The organism is Streptomyces sp. NRRL F-5650, assembly GCF_000721365.1.
Taxonomy (GTDB): Bacteria; Actinomycetota; Actinomycetes; order Streptomycetales; family Streptomycetaceae; genus Streptomyces; species Streptomyces ardesiacus.
On record NZ_JOGV01000043.1, the window covers coordinates 18,851 to 35,395 of the forward strand.

At 72.6% G+C, this 16,545-nt stretch carries 17 protein-coding genes; 15 read left to right on the forward strand and 2 right to left on the reverse strand.

All coding sequences use genetic code 11. The features are described 5' to 3' along the window. Nucleotides 1-3 precede the first annotated feature (3 nt). From sufC to IG88_RS0129965, 8 genes are all read left to right on the forward strand, one after another. Entirely contained in the window at nt 4-768 is a 765-nt protein-coding gene (gene sufC / locus IG88_RS0129930; RefSeq protein WP_030403774.1) for a Fe-S cluster assembly ATPase SufC, read from the forward strand. After that, complete coding sequence (locus IG88_RS0129935; RefSeq protein ID WP_031047946.1) at nt 765-2,021, forward strand: cysteine desulfurase; 1,257 nt, start codon at nt 765-767, stop codon at nt 2,019-2,021. The genes sufC and IG88_RS0129935 overlap by 4 nt, the downstream gene beginning before the upstream one ends. Nucleotides 2,022-2,038: 17 nt before the next feature. Continuing rightward, entirely contained in the window at nt 2,039-2,509 is a 471-nt protein-coding gene (sufU, locus tag IG88_RS0129940) for a Fe-S cluster assembly sulfur transfer protein SufU (RefSeq protein WP_031047949.1), read from the forward strand. Continuing rightward, entirely contained in the window at nt 2,506-2,838 is a 333-nt protein-coding gene (locus IG88_RS0129945) for a metal-sulfur cluster assembly factor (RefSeq protein WP_009187969.1), read from the forward strand. Before sufU ends, IG88_RS0129945 begins: the two co-directional genes overlap by 4 nt. Before the next feature lie 103 nt (nt 2,839-2,941). Beyond that, entirely contained in the window at nt 2,942-3,262 is a 321-nt protein-coding gene (locus tag IG88_RS0129950; protein ID WP_030403777.1) for a DMT family transporter, read from the forward strand. Next, nucleotides 3,262-3,855 (forward strand): TetR/AcrR family transcriptional regulator, encoded by a 594-nt coding sequence (locus IG88_RS0129955; protein WP_031047954.1) that lies wholly within the window; start codon nt 3,262-3,264, stop codon nt 3,853-3,855. Before IG88_RS0129950 ends, IG88_RS0129955 begins: the two co-directional genes overlap by 1 nt. Before the next feature lie 9 nt (nt 3,856-3,864). Next, a complete protein-coding gene (dapD, locus tag IG88_RS0129960) occupies nt 3,865-4,854 on the forward strand; it encodes a 2,3,4,5-tetrahydropyridine-2,6-dicarboxylate N-succinyltransferase (RefSeq protein WP_031047957.1) in 990 nt (329 codons plus the stop codon). A gap of 207 nt (nt 4,855-5,061) precedes the next feature. Then, the gene (locus IG88_RS0129965) at nt 5,062-5,295 is read left to right on the forward strand and encodes a hypothetical protein (RefSeq protein ID WP_031047959.1); all 234 of its coding nucleotides are present in this window, start codon (nt 5,062-5,064) and stop codon (nt 5,293-5,295) included. Here IG88_RS0129965 and dapA read toward each other — a convergent pair. Further along, complete coding sequence (gene dapA / locus IG88_RS0129970) at nt 5,280-6,203, reverse strand: 4-hydroxy-tetrahydrodipicolinate synthase (RefSeq protein WP_031047961.1); 924 nt, start codon at nt 6,201-6,203, stop codon at nt 5,280-5,282. The two genes, IG88_RS0129965 and dapA, sit on opposite strands and share 16 nt — an antisense overlap. 159 nt (nt 6,204-6,362) lie before the next feature. Between dapA and IG88_RS0129975 the strand changes: the two genes are divergently transcribed. The 3 genes from IG88_RS0129975 (at nt 6,363) to IG88_RS0129985 (ending at nt 8,060) form a co-directional block, all read left to right on the forward strand. Further along, nucleotides 6,363-6,782, forward strand: a complete 420-nt coding sequence (locus IG88_RS0129975) for a phage holin family protein (protein WP_031047963.1) — start codon at nt 6,363-6,365, stop codon at nt 6,780-6,782. After that, nucleotides 6,779-7,195: a DUF3618 domain-containing protein gene (locus IG88_RS0129980; protein WP_031047966.1), complete on the forward strand. Its 417-nt coding sequence runs from the start codon at nt 6,779-6,781 to the stop codon at nt 7,193-7,195. Before IG88_RS0129975 ends, IG88_RS0129980 begins: the two co-directional genes overlap by 4 nt. A 157-nt stretch (nt 7,196-7,352) precedes the next feature. Then, nucleotides 7,353-8,060, forward strand: coding sequence for an antibiotic biosynthesis monooxygenase (locus tag IG88_RS0129985; RefSeq protein WP_031047967.1), 708 nt, complete (start codon nt 7,353-7,355; stop codon nt 8,058-8,060). A gap of 38 nt (nt 8,061-8,098) precedes the next feature. Here the strand turns inward: IG88_RS0129985 and IG88_RS0129990 are convergent, their stop codons facing one another. Continuing rightward, a complete protein-coding gene (locus IG88_RS0129990; RefSeq protein ID WP_031047970.1) occupies nt 8,099-9,937 on the reverse strand; it encodes an endonuclease/exonuclease/phosphatase family protein in 1,839 nt (612 codons plus the stop codon). Between the two features lie 345 nt (nt 9,938-10,282). On the opposite strand from IG88_RS0129990, the gene IG88_RS0129995 reads away from it, so the two are divergent. From IG88_RS0129995 to IG88_RS0130010, 4 genes are all read left to right on the forward strand, one after another. Further along, nucleotides 10,283-11,707, forward strand: coding sequence for a hypothetical protein (locus IG88_RS0129995; protein ID WP_031047973.1), 1,425 nt, complete (start codon nt 10,283-10,285; stop codon nt 11,705-11,707). Nucleotides 11,708-12,371: 664 nt separating this feature from the next. Then, nucleotides 12,372-13,823 carry a PhoX family protein gene (locus IG88_RS0130000; RefSeq protein WP_031047976.1) on the forward strand — a complete coding sequence of 484 codons (1,452 nt, stop codon included), beginning with the start codon at nt 12,372-12,374 and terminating at the stop codon, nt 13,821-13,823. A gap of 497 nt (nt 13,824-14,320) precedes the next feature. Then, complete coding sequence (locus tag IG88_RS0130005; protein ID WP_031047979.1) at nt 14,321-15,922, forward strand: TROVE domain-containing protein; 1,602 nt, start codon at nt 14,321-14,323, stop codon at nt 15,920-15,922. 37 nt (nt 15,923-15,959) lie between these two features. After that, nucleotides 15,960-16,520: a TetR/AcrR family transcriptional regulator gene (locus IG88_RS0130010; RefSeq protein ID WP_031047982.1), complete on the forward strand. Its 561-nt coding sequence runs from the start codon at nt 15,960-15,962 to the stop codon at nt 16,518-16,520. Nucleotides 16,521-16,545 lie beyond the last annotated feature (25 nt).

Genomic DNA, 16,545 nt, shown 5'->3' on the forward strand with positions numbered 1-16,545 from the left:
CCCATGGCAACGCTTGAAATCCGAGACCTGCACGTCACCGTCGAGGCCGACAACGCCACGAAGGAGATCCTCAAGGGCGTCGACCTCACCGTGAAGCAGGGCGAGACGCACGCCATCATGGGCCCCAACGGCTCCGGCAAGTCGACCCTCGCCTACTCCCTGGCGGGTCACCCCAAGTACACGATCACCGGCGGCACCGTCACCCTCGACGGCGAGGACGTCCTGGAGATGTCCGTCGACGAGCGCGCCCGCGCCGGCCTCTTCCTCGCCATGCAGTACCCGGTCGAGGTCCCCGGCGTCTCCGTCTCCAACTTCCTGCGCACCTCCGCCACCGCCGTCCGCGGCGAGGCCCCCAAGCTGCGGCACTGGGTCAAGGAGGTCAAGGAGGCCATGGAGCGCCTCAACATGGACCCCTCCTTCGCCGAGCGCAACGTGAACGAGGGCTTCTCCGGCGGTGAGAAGAAGCGCCACGAGATCCTCCAGCTCGAGCTGCTCAAGCCGAAGGTCGCCATCCTCGACGAGACCGACTCCGGCCTGGACGTCGACGCCCTGCGCATCGTCTCCGAGGGCGTCAACCGCGTCCGCGAGACCGGTGAGGTCGGCACCCTGCTGATCACGCACTACACGCGCATCCTGCGCTACATCAAGCCCGACCACGTGCACGTCTTCGCCAACGGGCGCATCGCCGAGTCCGGCGGCGCCGAGCTGGCCGACAAGCTGGAGGCCGAGGGCTACGAGGCATACACGAAGGGCGGCGCATCCGAGTGACACAGCTGCCGGGCCTCCTCGACACCGAGGCGATCCGCAAGGACTTCCCGATCCTGGACCGCCAGGTCCACGACGGCAAGAAGCTCGTCTACCTCGACAACGCCGCGACCTCGCAGACCCCGCGCCAGGTCATCGACGTGCTCGACGAGTACTACGAGCAGCACAACGCCAACGTCCACCGTGGCGTGCACGTCCTCGCCGAGGAGGCCACGGCGCTGTACGAGGGCGCGCGTGACAAGGTCGCGGAGTTCATCAACGCGCCCTCGCGCAACGAGGTGATCTTCACCAAGAACGCCTCGGAGTCCCTCAACCTCGTCGCGAACATGCTGGGCTGGGCCGACGACCCCTACCGCGTGGACCACGACACCGAGATCGTGATCACGGAGATGGAGCACCACTCCAACATCGTGCCGTGGCAGTTGCTCGCGCAGCGCACCGGTGCGAAGCTCCGCTGGTTCGGCCTCACCGACGACGGCCGCCTGGACCTGTCCAACATCGACGAGGTCATCACCGAGAAGACGAAGATCGTCTCCTTCGTGCTGGTCTCCAACATCCTGGGCACCCACAACCCGGTCGAGGCGATCGTGCGCCGCGCCCAGGAGGTCGGCGCGCTCGTGTGCGTCGACGCCTCCCAGGCCGCGCCGCACATGCCGCTGGACGTGCAGGCCCTCCAGGCCGACTTCGTGGCCTTCACCGGCCACAAGATGTGCGGCCCGACCGGCATCGGCGTGCTGTGGGGCCGCCAGGAGCTGCTGGAGGACCTCCCGCCGTTCCTCGGCGGCGGCGAGATGATCGAGACCGTCTCGATGCACTCCTCGACCTACGCCCCGGCCCCGCACAAGTTCGAGGCGGGCACGCCCCCCATCGCGGGCGCGGTCGGCCTCGGGGCGGCGATCGACTACCTGAACTCGATCGGCATGGACAAGATCCTCGCCCACGAGCACGCGCTGACCGAGTACGCCGTCAAGCGCCTGCTGGAGGTCCCGGACCTGCGCATCATCGGCCCCACCACGGCCGAGGAGCGCGGCGCGGCGATCTCCTTCACGCTGGGGGACATCCACCCCCACGACGTGGGGCAGGTCCTCGACGAGCAGGGCATCGCGGTCCGGGTCGGCCACCACTGCGCCCGCCCCGTCTGCCTGCGCTACGGAATTCCTGCGACCACGCGAGCGTCGTTCTATCTGTACTCCACGCCGGCCGAGATCGACGCACTGGTCGACGGCCTGGAGCACGTACGGAACTTCTTCGGCTGACGGGACGAGCGAAGAGCATGAAGCTGGACTCCATGTACCAGGAAGTCATCCTGGACCACTACAAGAACCCGCACGGGCGGGGCTTGCGGGATGGCGACGCCGAGGTCCACCACGTCAACCCCACCTGCGGGGACGAGATCACGCTCCGCGTGAAGTACGACGGCACGACGATCAGCGACGTCAGCTACGAGGGCCAGGGCTGCTCCATCAGCCAGGCCAGCGCCTCCGTGCTGAACGACCTGCTGGTCGGCAAGGACCTGGCCCAGGCGCAGCGGATCCAGGAGACCTTCCTGGAGCTGATGCAGTCCAAGGGCAAGGTCGAGCCGGACGACGCCATGGAGGAGGTCCTGGAGGACGCGGTCGCGTTCGCCGGGGTCTCGAAGTACCCGGCCCGGGTCAAGTGCGCCCTGCTGAGCTGGATGGCCTGGAAGGACGCGACGGCCAAGGCGCTGGACGGCGCCGACGCCGAGAAGGAGACGACGGCATGAGCGAGACCGTGGAAATGAAGCCGGCCTCGGAGGAGGAACTCCGCGAGGCCCTGATGGACGTCGTGGACCCCGAGCTGGGCATCGACGTGGTCAACCTCGGCCTGATCTACGGCATCCACGTCGACGACGCGAACATCGCCACCGTCGACATGACCCTGACGTCGGCGGCCTGTCCGCTGACCGACGTGATCGAGGACCAGGCCAAGTCCGCCACGGACGGCCTCGTCAACGAGCTGCGCATCAACTGGGTCTGGATGCCGCCGTGGGGCCCGGACAAGATCACCGACGACGGGCGCGAGCAGTTGCGCGCGCTCGGGTTCAACGTCTGAGCCACACCGGCAGCACTGCTGCGGAGAACGGCGGCACCTCCGGGTGCCGCCGTTTCTCGTGTTCGCACCCGTCCGGCGTCCGTCGTTATGTACGCTCGTACACATGGGATACCTGCTCCTGGCCGGAGCCATCGCCGCCGAGGTCGCCGGCACCACCGCCATGAAGTACAGCGAGGGGTTCAGCAGGCTGGTGCCGTCCCTGCTGACGGCGCTCGCGTACGTCCTCTCCTTCGCGCTCCTCGCCCAGACCCTGAAGATCCTCGCCGTCGGCACGGCGTACGCGATCTGGGCCGGAGTGGGCACGGCCGCCATCGCCACCATCGGCGTGGCCTTCATGGGCGAGGGGATGACGCTCACCAAGGCCGCCGGGATCGCGCTGATCATCGTGGGTGTCGTCGTCCTCAATCTGGGCGGGGCACACTGATGCCGCGACGCCACGATCCGGAGCGCCGCCAGCGCATCATCGACGCCGCGATCCGGGTCGTCGGTCAGAAGGGCATCGCCGGCCTCAGCCACCGAACCGTCGCCGCCGAGGCGGACGTCCCGCTCGGCTCCACGACGTACCACTTCGCCACCCTGGACGACCTCATGGTCGCCGCCCTGCGCCAGGCCAACGAGGGCTTCGCCCGGGTCCTCGCCGCCCACCCCGCCCTGTCCGACCCCGAGGGCGACCTGCCGGCCGAACTCGCCCGCGTCCTGGGCGAATGGATCGGCGGCGACCGCACCGGCGTGGAGCTGGAGTACGAGCTGTACCTCGCCGCCCTGCGCCGCCCCGCCCTGCGTCCCGTGGCCGCAGAGTGGGCCGAGGGCGTGGGCGCCCTGCTCGCCGCCCGCACGGACCCGGTGACGGCCCGCGCCCTGGTCGCCGTCCTCGACGGCATCTGCCTCCAGGTCCTGCTCACCGACACGCCGTACGACGAGGAGTACGCGCGCGAGGTGCTGGCCCGGCTGCTGCCGGCGCCCGGCACCCGAGACGGGCGCGGTCCCGGCTCGCTTCCACCGGCGGCGGCCGGTTAGGTTGCCCTCATGACCGACACGACTGCTCCCCGCACCACCGGCGCCGTGGCCGCCGGCCTCGCCACGATCGCCGCCGACGGCACCGTCCTCGACACCTGGTTCCCGGCCCCCGAACTCGCCGCGGAGCCCGGTCCCTCCGGCACCGAGCGCCTCACCGCCGAACGGGCCGCCGAACTCCTGGGCGGCGGCGCCACCGCCGCGGTCGGTCCGGACGCCCGCCGCGGCGTCGAGGTGGTCGCGGTCCGCACGGTCATCTCCTCGCTGGACGACAAGCCCGTCGACACGCACGACGTCTACCTGCGCCTGCACCTGCTCTCCCACCGCCTGGTCAAGCCGCACGGCCTCAGCCTGGAGGGTCAGTTCGCCTTCCTCGCCAACGTGGCCTGGACCTCGCTCGGCCCGGTCGCCGTCGACGACATCGAGAAGGTGCGGCTCAACGCCCGTGCCGAGGGCCTGCACCTCCAGGTCACCTCGATCGACAAGTTCCCCCGCATGACGGACTACGTCGTCCCCAAGGGCGTCCGCATCGCCGACGCCGACCGGGTCCGCCTCGGCGCGCACCTCTCCGCGGGCACCACGGTCATGCACGAGGGCTTCGTCAACTTCAACGCCGGCACGCTGGGCACCTCGATGGTCGAGGGCCGTATCTCCGCGGGCGTCGTCGTCGGCGACGGCTCCGACATCGGCGGCGGCGCCTCCACCATGGGCACCCTCTCCGGCGGCGGCAACGTCCGCATCGTCATCGGCGAGCGCTGCCTGGTCGGCGCCGAGGCGGGCGTCGGCATCGCGCTGGGCGACGAGTGCGTGGTCGAGGCCGGTCTCTACGTCACCGCGGGCACCCGCGTCACCATGCCCGACGGCCAGGTCGTCAAGGCCCGCGAACTCTCGGGCGCCTCGAACATCCTCTTCCGCCGCAACTCGGTCACCGGCACGGTGGAGGCCCGCCCGAACAACGCGGTGTGGGGCGGGCTGAACGAGGTCCTGCACAGCCACAACTGACCACGCATGGCCGTGACCTGCGGCCCCCCGTCGTCCGAACCGGCCCCGGCACCGACGAGGTGCCGGGGCCGGTTTCTTGGCCGGGGCACGGTGCGCGACCGCACGAAGGGATGACTGCCCGTGACTTACCGGCGGTCCGGGTGGATGAAGGGAGGGGACGGACGCACAGTCCGATCGGACGCCGGTTCGCAGAGACGAGGACTTGGAATGACGCCTGGAACGACGAAGGGGCGCACGGCCCGCTTGCTGGCCGGGGCGGGGGCCGCGGCGCTGGTGTGCTGGGGACCGGTGGGTGCCGCGCACGCCGACGAGACGACGACCGGCTCGCACAACGGACCCCGCGTGGGGCTCCTCAACGTGCACGTCGGGCAGATCGACGACCCGGCGGAGGGCGTACTGGAGCACACCCTGCTGTTCGGCGACGGCTACGCCTGGAACTGAGCGGTGCCGGCGGTCAGTTCCTCGTAGGCCGCGAGCAAACCGGCCGTGGTCCGGCGGTCCGCGGGCCGCAGCGGGGCGCGGACCGGGCCCGCCGGCAGGCCCAGTGCGCCGAGGAGCGCCTTGGCGGTGACCGTGCCGGGCAGACCGGCCGCCGTCATGGACTCGACCAGCGGGACCGCCCGTCGCTGGAGCAGGGCGGCCCGCCCGGTGTCGCCCCGGTCGAAGGCGTCGAAGACGGCCGGGAACAGCTCCGGCACGACGTTCGCGACCGTGCTGACGCAGCCCGTCGCGCCGAGCGCGTACAGGGCGAGCACCTGCTCGTCGCAGCCCGCGTAGTACGCCAGATCCGTGCGGGACAGGACCTTCTGGGTGCCGAGGAGGTCGGACGAGCAGTCCTTGACGGCGACGATCCGCGGGTGCTCGGCGAGGCGGGCGACCGTGTCCGGCTCGATGCGGGTGCCGGTGCGGCCCGGGATGTCGTACAGCATCACCGGCAGACCGCTCGCGTCGGCGACCTCGCGGAAGTGCGCCTCCACGGCGTCCTGCGGCGGCCGGCTGTAGTACGGCGCGACCACCAGCAGGCCGTCCGCGCCCGCCTTCTCCGCGGCCGACGCCAGTTCCACGGTGTGCCGGGTGTCCGCGGTGCCGATCCCGGCGACGAGCGCCGCGCGGTCCCCGACGGCCTCCCGTACGGCCGTCACCAGTGCCGACTTCTCGGCGTCCGTGGTGGTCGGCGACTCACCCGTGGTGCCGGACAGGACCAGGCCGTCGCAGCCCCGCGAGACCAGGTGCCCGGCCAGCCGCGCGGCGCCGTCGGGGTCGAGCGCGCCGGACTCGGTGAGGGGCGTGACCATGGCACACAGGGTGCGGCCGAAGGGGGTGGCGGGGCGGGCGTCGTCGGTCGTCATGGCAGTAGTGTCGACGGCCGGACCGTGTAGCTCCACTTAAATCTGCTACGAGGTATCTGTAAGGGATGCTTAGTGCGGTGGGGGCCGGTGGTCGTGCGGGTAGCGCCGGGCGGGCCGGGGTACCCGGGGTGCTCCGGACCGAGAGGAGGCGGGAACACCGTGACCGGAACCATGCACACCAGGCCGGTGCGCGACGAACAGCACTCCGTGGGCGAACTCGTCGGGCAGGCCACCGAACAGCTCTCCCGGCTCGTACGCCAGGAAGTGGCCCTCGCCAAGATGGAACTGGCCGAGAAGGGCAAGCGGGCCGGGCGCGGCGGCGGCATGCTCGGAGCCGCGGGCGCGATCGCCTACGTGGGCCTGTTCGCGCTGGCCGGCACGGCCGTCGCCGCACTCTCGCTGGTACTGCCCGTCTGGGCCGCGGCGCTCATCGTGACGGGGGCGCTCTTCGCGATCGCCGGCGTCCTGGCCGTGACCGGTCGCGCCCAGCTCCGCCGTGCCGTGCCGCCCAAGCCCGAGGAGACCCTCGGCAGCGTCCGGGCCGACGTCGACCAGATCAGGGAAAGGGCACATCGATGACCGACGCGACGAGCCGGGACGGTACGAGGGGCGGCTCCACCGCGCAGCCGGTCGGCGGCGCCAAGGGCCCCGACGAGCTGCGGCGGCAGATCGAGCAGACCCGCGGCGAACTCGGCGACACCGTCGAGGAACTGGCCGGCAAGGCCGACGTGAAGGGCCGGGCCAAGGCCAGGGCCGCCGCCCTCAGGGACCGGGCCGGCGCCATGACCGGGCACCTGCGCGGCTCCGCCGGGCACGCCGGGAGCGACGGGAGCGCCGTACGGGCGGACCGCGCCGGAACGGCGTCCGGGCGGGCGCGGGGCGCGGTGCGCGCCGGGCTCGGGCACCCGCGCGCCGTGCTGGTCGCCGGGGCGGCGGCGGGCGTGGCCGTCGCGGCGAGCCTCGCGCGGCGCCACCGGCACGGGCCCTGCTGAGCGCTTGCGGGCCCGCGTACGTCGTGCCGGTACCGGAACGGACTTGACCTCAACCTTGGTCGAGGTCGGAGGGTGTGCATGCGCGGTGGGCGCTTCCACCGCGCATGCACCGCGCGTCCACCGCGCACCCCGACGACCACCGACCACGGAGGCCGGCATGACCCGCCGCACCGACGCCCACCCACGGCTCACCCGCCCCGACGTCCAGGCGCCCTTCTTCAGCACCTGGCGGGTGGGCAGCCCCGAACGGCAGCGGCGGACCGTCGAGGCCGTCGCCCGCGCCTGGGAGCGCCGCCCCTGGCCCGCGGAAGACCTGCGCGGCTATCACGTCTACACCGGGCACGACGGCAGCACGCTGCTGCACCACTCCCAGTGGGCGAGTGAGCCGGCCTACGAGGCCTTCAGGAAGACCCGGCGCCAGGAGCGCGTCGACGAGATCGACACCGCCGTGCCGGGCATCGAGCGGCTGGCGCTCCGCAGCTACCGGCGGTACCGCAGCACCACCCGCGAGGACGGGGCGCCGGCCGCGGTCCCGGGCTGCGTCGTCATCGTCGACGTCGAGTTCGACGGGCCGGACCCCGACCGGCAGCGCGCCTGGGTGGACGCCGTCTTCGAGGCCCTGGAGAGCGAGCCGGACCCGCACCCCGGGGGCATCTCCGCCCACTTCCACCTCAGCACCGACGGCACGCGCGTCCTCAACTACGCCGAGTGGGAGAGCGCCCAGGCCCACATCGACGCCCTCGCCGCGCCCGGCGACGGGGTGGGCTCGGCGACGCCGCAGTGGGAACGGGTGCAGAACTGGCCGGGTGTGACCGGCGGCGGTGTCAGCCGGTACGACCACGCACTCGGTCTCGTACCCCGCTGAACCGCCGGACCGCCGAACCCGCCCCCACCACCGCCCGGTTACGGACGGAACCGCAGCACCTGCGGGTCGTGGTCGCTGATCTGGTCGTGGAACTCGGCGTTGACGTGCACGCTGTCGTAGGACAGTCCGCCGCGGCGGACGGACGGGCTCACCAGGATCTGGTCCAGGACCTGGCTGTTGCCCTGGTAGACGTACGAGTAACGCTCGCTCTTCGGCAGCGACTTCACCGCCGACCACAGGGCGCCGCCGTCCTCCAGGAGGCGGGCGGTTTCGGAGAACTCGAAGTCGTTGATGTCGCCGAGGGCGACGACGTCCGCGTTCTTCTGGGCGGCCAGGATCTCCTTCACGAAGGCGTTCACCACCTTCGCCTGGGCGTGGCGCTGGGTCTCCGAGCCGCGCGACGGCGGCTGGTACTGCGCCGTCAGGCCCTGGTCGCCGCCCTTGGAGTTGAAGTGGTTGGCGATGACGAAGACCGTGCGGCCGCGGAAGACGAACTCGCCCGCCAGCGGCTTGCGGCTGTCCTTCCAGGCCGGGTTCGCCGGGTCGACCCGCCCGGGGGAGTGGGTCAGCGCCGCCTTGCCGCGCTCCTTGCGCACCCCGGTCGCCGTGGTGGCGTCGCCGCCCGCCCGGTCGGTGAAGGAGACCCGCTCGGGGTTGAACAGGAACGCCTGGCGGATGTTGCCGCCGGGCTGGCCGCCGTCCGCCTTGTCGACCGGGTCGATGCCCCGCCAGTCGTAGCGCGGGCCGCCGGCCGCGACGATCGCGTCGATCAGCCTGCCGACCGTCTCGTCGGCCGCGACGGTGCCGTCGTCCGTGGCACCGTTGTTGTCCTGGATCTCCTCCAGGGACACGATGTCGGGCGACTTGAGGTGGTGCACGATCGCCTCGGCGTGGGCGGCGAACGTGTCGTCCGACGGGTCGAGGTTCTCCACGTTGTACGTCGCCACCGCCAGCTCGCGTGCGCTCTGCGGGCGCGTCGACTCGCGCTTGGTGCCGCCGCTCTCCAGGGTGCCGATCTCGCTAGCGACCAGCGTGTAGCCGCCGTACTCGTTGTAGTCCAGCGGACCGGCGGTGGTGCCGGTCAGCGTGTCGCCCACGTCGGCCGCGGGGAAGTCGGCGGGCTTGCCCAGCGACTGGATCTGCAACCGGCCGGTGTTCTGGTCGTCGTAGGAGCCGTAGACCGTACCCCCGCGGCGGTTGTCGTTCTCCCGGGGCTTCACCGTGACCCACAGCTCGGTGTACGGGTCCGAGGCGCCGACCACGCGCGCGTCCACGACCCGGACGTTCATGCCCTCCAGGGACTCGTAGTAATCCAGGGCGTACCGCGAGGGCTCCAGCGGCAGGGCGTTGACCGACCCGTTCGCGCCCGCGTCGCCCTGGGGGGCGTACGCGCGCGGGACGGAGCGGGCGGAGACGGTCGTCGGGGCCGGGACCGCGTTGCCGCTCGACACGACGGTGACCGTCGGGCGCGTGATCTCGGTCACCGACTGGTTCCCCGAGGACGTGCCGCCGGGCACGTACTCCGAGACCGTGCCGGAGACGGTGACGGCGTCGCCGGCGGCGACCTCGGGGGCCTTGCTCGTGAAGACGAAGACCCCCTCGCTGGTGGCCGGGTCGGCGTCCGGATTCGGGTCCTGCATCCAGAAGCCCTTGGAGGAGCCGTAACCGCGGACGCCGGTGACGATTCCGGCCACGTCCGCGACCTGCCGGCCCGCGTACGGGGAGATCCTGGTGCTGCCCTGGATGTCGTGGATGCGCACGGCGTCCGCCGGGGCGGCGTCGGCGTGCGCGGGCGCGGTGAGGACGACGGTGGACGCCGCCGAGCAGACGGCGGCGACGGTGAGCGCGGCGAGGCGCGTGGAGGACTTGCTGGCCAACGGATCCCTCCGGGGACGTGACGTGGCGCGGGGACGGGGTGGGGCGCGGGAGAAGACGGGAGGACGCGTGGGACTTCCGGGGGCCCGAGTGAGCACCCTTCCCCCGGCCCGCCCCCGCTTTCTACGCGCGTCAATCTCCTGCCTGGTCACGCCGGTTGTCAAGGTTTCGGCCATGTACACCACCCGACGGGGAGATGAACCGGGCGGCATGGGTGGAAACCCGTCTAGGCTGAGCCGTTGAGCCGTACGCGGTCCATCACACGGTCCGGGTGCGAACCGGTGTGATCCGGTGCGGTCCGGACGCGGCCGTACGGCGGTCGAGAGGCGCGCGAGGAGAAACTTCCGATGTCAGACAGCTCCACCCTGCCGCCCGCACGGCTGCGCCCCGAAGCGGAGCTGGCCCGCGACGCGCTGTCCGCGCCGGTGCTCGCCCGGGCCGCGCGGCTGGCCCGCTGGGCCGGTCCCGACACCCGGGTCGACGCCGGGGGCGGACTCGTCGAGGAACAACTGCCCGCGGCGGCCGAACAGCTCGGGCTGAGCGGGGACGACGCCGCCGCGTACGCGAGCGAGGCCTGGCGGATCGCCGTGGACACCGGGCTCGTCGAGATCACCGACGAGGAGGCGGGCACCGTCGCCGCGGGCGAGGACCTCGCCCTGCTCACCGGCTCCCCCCAGGACGTGCTCGGCGTCTGGCTCACCGCCCTGGAGGCGGTCCTCGCCGACGCGAGCGTGCCCGACCTCGACGACCTGGTCGACGCCATGGCCGAGGGCGGCGAGATCGACCTGTCCTCCCTCGACTGGGACCCCGACGCCGAGTCCGAGTTCCTCGACGGTGTGCTCGGCAACCTCTATCTGCTCACGGTCGGCGAGGAGGGCCCCGGCGACGCCCCGGTGCCGCTGCCCGCACTGGCCGCCTCCGTGATCGTGCCCAGCGACATGGGGGAGCCCAGCAACGAGGTGCTCGAGCAGGTGTCGGACGCGATGATGCGCCTGGACGACCAGTTCCGGCTCCTGGAACCGGTCGGCCTCGTCGAGTACCAGCCGGTCGACGAGGCGCTCATGGCCGACGCCGACGAGGAGCCCGCCGCTCCCCTCGACGAGGCCGACGTCGCCCGCTACGGCATGGTGCGGCTCACCCCGCTCGGCCTGTACGGGCTGCGCGCCCGGCTCCTGGACGCCGGTTTCGACGCGCCGGCCGTCGGCGACCTCGCGGACAAGGGCGCCGACACGCTGCTCGACGGCACCGCGTCCTTCCCGCCGGCCGCCGCCCACGCCGAGACCGAGCTGTGGCTGGCCGGCCGCGGTCCGCTCGACGCCGCCCGCGAACTGCTCGCGGCGGCCCGCGGCTCCGACTCCGGGGCGCCGCTGCGCCGGCTCCGTTGCCAGCAGGCGCTCTCCCTCGTGGGCGCGGAGGCCGAGCCGGCGCTGCGGGAGGTCCTCGACGACGCCGAACTGGGCGGCCTTGCCCGGGTGTGGCTCACCGAGCACGGCGCGGGGGACGTGCCTGTTCCGCCGCAGGAGATGGTCTTCTGGCTGACCATCGACACCGTGGCCGCGCAACTCGCCGCCGAGGGCAACTCCGAGGAACTGCGCGCCCTGGTGGAGGGCCTCGCCCGGCAGCACAGCGGCTTCTTCGACACGGTCTGGCGGGTCGAGCACCCGGCCACGCCGGACGTCCTGGAGGCGATGGGGCGGCTGCACCCCGACAAGAAGATCGCCAAGGAGGCCCGCAAGGCAGCCTTCAAGGCCCGCTCCCAACAGGGCGGCTGACGGCGCAACGGGGCGGGGCCCGCCGGGCCCGCCGGGTCGGCCAGTGGGCGGGGTGCGGCGCCCGGCTGCGCGGTTCGTCCGGCGGCGGAGGGCTGAACGGCGGGTGGCCGGGGCGGGGCCCGCCCGGCGGCGGCAGGCCGCGCTCGCGAGTGGCGGACTCCCGAAGCCGGAAGCCGGAAGCCGGAAGCCGGAAGCCGGGCGCCGGAAGGCGGAAAGCGGAAAGCGAAGGCGGAAGGCGGAAGGCAGCGACCCGGTCAGGGCGCGGTGACCGGGGCGTGCGGCTGAGGGGGACGGGTGGTCCGGGGTTGCGGTTGAGGGTGCGTGGGGGGTTTGACGGCGGGGCCCGGGCGGCCCGGCAAGGTGGCAGGAGAGCCCGGAGCGGGTGGTTCGAGGCCGGGTTGGCGTAGCGGCTGACCTGGGGACGTGGTGTGGGTTCGGGGTGGGGGCGCGTGGTGGGTTTGACGGTGGGGAGCCGGGCGGGGCCGGGTCCGGGGAGCCGGGCGGCCGGGGCCGGGGGGCGCTGCGGGTGTGGGCGGGAGCCGTTTCCGCTCGTTCAGGCTGCGTTCAGGAGCCGGCGGGGCTTCCGTTCAGGGGCGCGCGGAAGCGTGGCGCCGCACCGAGGTGCGCCACCCTCCACGGCCCGCTCACCGTCACAGGAGACACCATGTCGCTCAGCCGCAGGGACTTCGCCGGCCGATCCGCGCTCACCGGAGCCGGGGTCGTGCTGGCGGGCAGCGTCGGCGCCCTCGCCACCGCGCCGAACGCCCTCGCGTCCACGGACACCGACAGCGTGGGGGAGGAACACGGGCACGATCACGGCGGCGTCGGTTACGGGCCGCTGGTCCCCGACCCGGACGGGATCCTCGCCCTGCCCGCCGGCTTCCGGTACGAGATCGTCACCCACTCCGGCCGGACCAGGCTGGAGTCAGGCGAGTACACCCCGTCCAACCACGACGGCACCGCCGCCTTCGAGGGCCCGCGCGGCGCCACCCTCCTCGTCAACAACCACGAACTCGGCGGCCACCGCGACGACTGGCCGCACCCCGTGCCGCTCACCGAGGGCCTCGTCTACGACCCCGCCGCCGCCGGCGGCTGCACCGTCGTCGAGGTCCGCCGCGGCGGCCACGTCGCCGAGTGGGTCGGCATCGCCGGCACCGCCACCAACTGCGCGGGCGGCAGCACCCCGTGGGGCACCTGGCTGACCTGCGAGGAGACCGAGGACAAGGCCGGCAGGAACGGCATGACCAAGGACCACGGCTACGTCTTCGAGGTCGACCCCGAGGACCGCCGCGCCAACCGCGACCCCAAGCCGGTCAAGGCGCTCGGCCGCTACGCCCACGAGGCCGTCGTCATCGACCCCAAGCGCGGCCACGCCTACCTCACCGAGGACGCCTCGGGCCCCAACGGCCTGCTCTACCGCTGGACCCCGCCGGAGCACTTCCGGCACGGCCGCGGCCGGCTGCGCACCCTCGCCGACGACGCCGGGGTCCTCCAGGCGTTCAAGTGCTTCGACTCCGGCGGCAAGTTCGTCGACGACCTCTCCCGCGCGACGAAGACCGGCACGGTCTACGGCGTCGACTGGGTCGACGTCCCCGACCGCGACGCGAGGACCACCTCCGTGCGCAAGCAGTTCGCCGCCGGTCAGGTCACCCGCGCGCGCAAGCTGGAGGGCATGTGGTGGGCCGACGGCGGCGCGTACGTCGTCTCCTCCTACGCCCGTGACGAGAGCCCCGGCCGCCCGCACGACGGCCAGGTCTGGTTCTACGACCCCAAGCGCCGCACCCTCACCCTGAAGGTCCTGCTCGGCGTCAACCCCGACCCGTCCGCCGACGGTGCCTTCGACGGCCCCGACAACATCACCGTCTCCCCCTACGGCGGCCTCGTCATCGCCGAGGACGGCGACGGCGTCCAGCACCTGTTCGGCGCCACCGACAGCGGCCGCACCTACCCCATCGCCCGCAACGAACTGAACCTGGGCACCGAGGACGACCCCGAATACAGCGAGTTCACCGGCGTCACCTTCTCGCCCGACGGCCGCACCCTCTACGCCAACATCCAGACGCCCGGCATCATGCTCGCCATCACGGGGCCGTGGAAGCGCCAGAAGCGCCGGTGATTAATTCGCTCGCCCGAGCGACGACCGCCCTTTTAGAGTGATGAGCGTCCAGGTGCGAAGGCAGGACCTACTTCCACTCAAAATGGGGCGGCCACGGGTTCGAGTCCCGTCACCGGTACAACGCGCCGGTGTAGCTCAGGGGTTAGAGCACCTTGTCGGTTCCGCCGACCTGAACTCTGGACACCCACAACTTCATGCACCTCCCGGTGCGCGGGCCGCGGCTACTTCTTCTGCAAAAAGAATCCCATGCCGCCGCCCACTTGATCTCGGGAGGCCCAGCAGTCGAAGGGTGCCCGGTGCGCAGGCAGCGGATACTTCCTTTGATCGGACGGTTACGGGTTCGAATCCCGTCATCGACTTCGGGTCGGTGTAGCTCAATTCGGCAGAGCATCCGCACGTTCCGTCGCCGATTCCGACCTCGGGCACCCTTCCGCTGCCGTGTCTCCCTCCGGAAACGTTCGAGATTTCGAGCTTTCGAGAATTCGGGGGAATTCACCATGACGCGCTTCAACACCAAGACCGCGAAGGCGCAGCCCACCTCGCGCGTGACCTCGACGGGCCGCGTGCTGCGCACCTACGAGGGCGGCCGGGGCACCGAGCGAGACCCGCGCTCCGAGCTGTTCCTGCTCGCGGTCGCCAACTTCGTCTCCCAGCAGACCTACTACGAGACCGGCGCCGCCCGCGACGACCGCTTCGCCACGCTGGTGCGCGAACTCGCCGTCACCGACCCGTCCTGGACCGCCGGCCTGCTCGGCTGGCTGCGGGGCGAGGGCAACCTGCGCACCGCCTCGATCGTGGGCGCCGCCGAGTACGTCAAGGCACGCCTCGACTCCGGCGTCACCGACGGACCGTCCAACCGGCAGGTGATCGCCTCCGTCCTGCGGCGCCCCGACGAGCCCGGTGAACTGCTCGCCTACTGGACCGCGACCCACGGCCGTGCCGTGCCCAAGCCGGTCAAGCGGGGGATCGCCGACGCCGTACGGCGGCTCTACCACGGCAAGTCGCTGCTGAAGTACGACACCGCGTCCAAGGGCTACCGCTTCGGCGACGTCCTCAACCTGGTGCACGCGGCGCCCGACCCCGACAAGCCGTGGCAGGGCGAGCTGTTCCAGTACGCCCTCGACCGCCGGCACAACCCCGGCACCGCGGTGCCGCCCGCCTCGGACCGCGTCCTGACCGCGCACCGCGAGCTGATGGCGCTGCCCGTCCGGGACCGGCGAGCGGTGGTCACGGCGCCCGACGGTGCCGAGCGGCTCGCGGGGGCGGGCATCACGTGGGAGATGCTGGCCGGGTGGCTCCAGGGCCCCATGGACAAGGCCGCCTGGGAAGCGGTGATCCCGTCCATGGGGACGATGGCGCTGGTCCGCAACCTGCGGAACTTCGACGAGGCCGGTGTCTCGGACGAGGTCGCGGCCCGGGTCGCGGCGCGGATCGGCGACCCGGCCGAGGTGGCGCGCTCGCGGCAGTTCCCCTTCCGCTACCTCGCCGCCTACCGGCACGCCCCGTCGCTGCGCTGGTCGTACCCGCTGGAGCAGGCACTCGGCCACTCGCTGGCCAACGTGCCCGCGCTGGGCGGCCGGACGCTGGTCCTCGTGGACCGGTCCGGCTCGATGTTCTACTCGCGGATGTCGGACCGCTCCGAGCTGACCCGGGCCGACGCGGCGGCCGTCTTCGGCACGGCGGTGGCCCTGCGGGCGGCCGACGCGGACCTGGTCGAGTTCGGCACGTCCAGCAAGCCCGTGACGTACCGCAAGGGCGAGTCGGTGCTGAAGATCCTGGAGCGCTTCGGCGACCTCGGCGGCACCGACACCACCGAGGCGGTACGGCGCCACTACCGGCGGCACGACCGGGTGCTGATCGTCACCGACGAGCAGTACGCGCACAGTCGGCACGGCGACCCGACCGAGCAGGTCCCGGCGCACGTGCCGGTCTACACCTGGAACCTCGCCGGGTACCGGGCGGGCCACGGTCCGTCGGGCCGGGCGAACCGGCACACCTTCGGCGGGCTCTCCGACGCCGCGTTCCGGATGGTTCCGCTGCTGGAGGCGGGCCGGGACGCCGACTGGCCGTGGGAGCGGCGCGCCGAGCACGCGCGGTAGGGTGCCAGCAGGTTGCCCGGTTGTGCAGGGAGGGGCTGTGGCGCAGGTCAGGCCCATGCGGGCGGACGCTCGTCGGAACCGTGAGCGGCTGCTGGGGGTGGCGGCGGAGGCGTTCGCCGAGCACGGTGAGGGCGCCTCCCTGGACGACATCGCCCGTCGCGCCGGGGTGGGGACCGGCACCCTGTACCGGCACTTCCCGACGCGGCAGGCGCTGCTGGAGGCCGCCTACCTGGAGCGCCTGGAGGCGATCGCGGCCCGCGCCGACGTGATCGCCGCCGCGCGGGCGCCGGGCGCGGCGCTGGTGGCGTGGCTCGACGAACTGGCCGTCGGGATGCTCCAGGTGCGCGGGCTGAAGGCGCTGCTCGGTACGGCCGTCACCGGCGGCGGGCCCGCGTGCGGCGACTGTGTGCGCGGTGCGGCGACCCGGCTGGTGCGGGCCGCTCAGGAGGCCGGCACGCTGCGGCCGGACGTCGAGCCGGTCGAGGTCCTGCGGCTGCTGCACGGGGTGGTGACGGCGGCCGAGGCGGCGGACGAGGTGGACGGGTCGGCCGTGCGGCGGTACCTGTCGCTGCTCATGGAGGGCCTGGGGCGGGTCTAGGTCATGGTCTGGGGGGCGTCCGGGG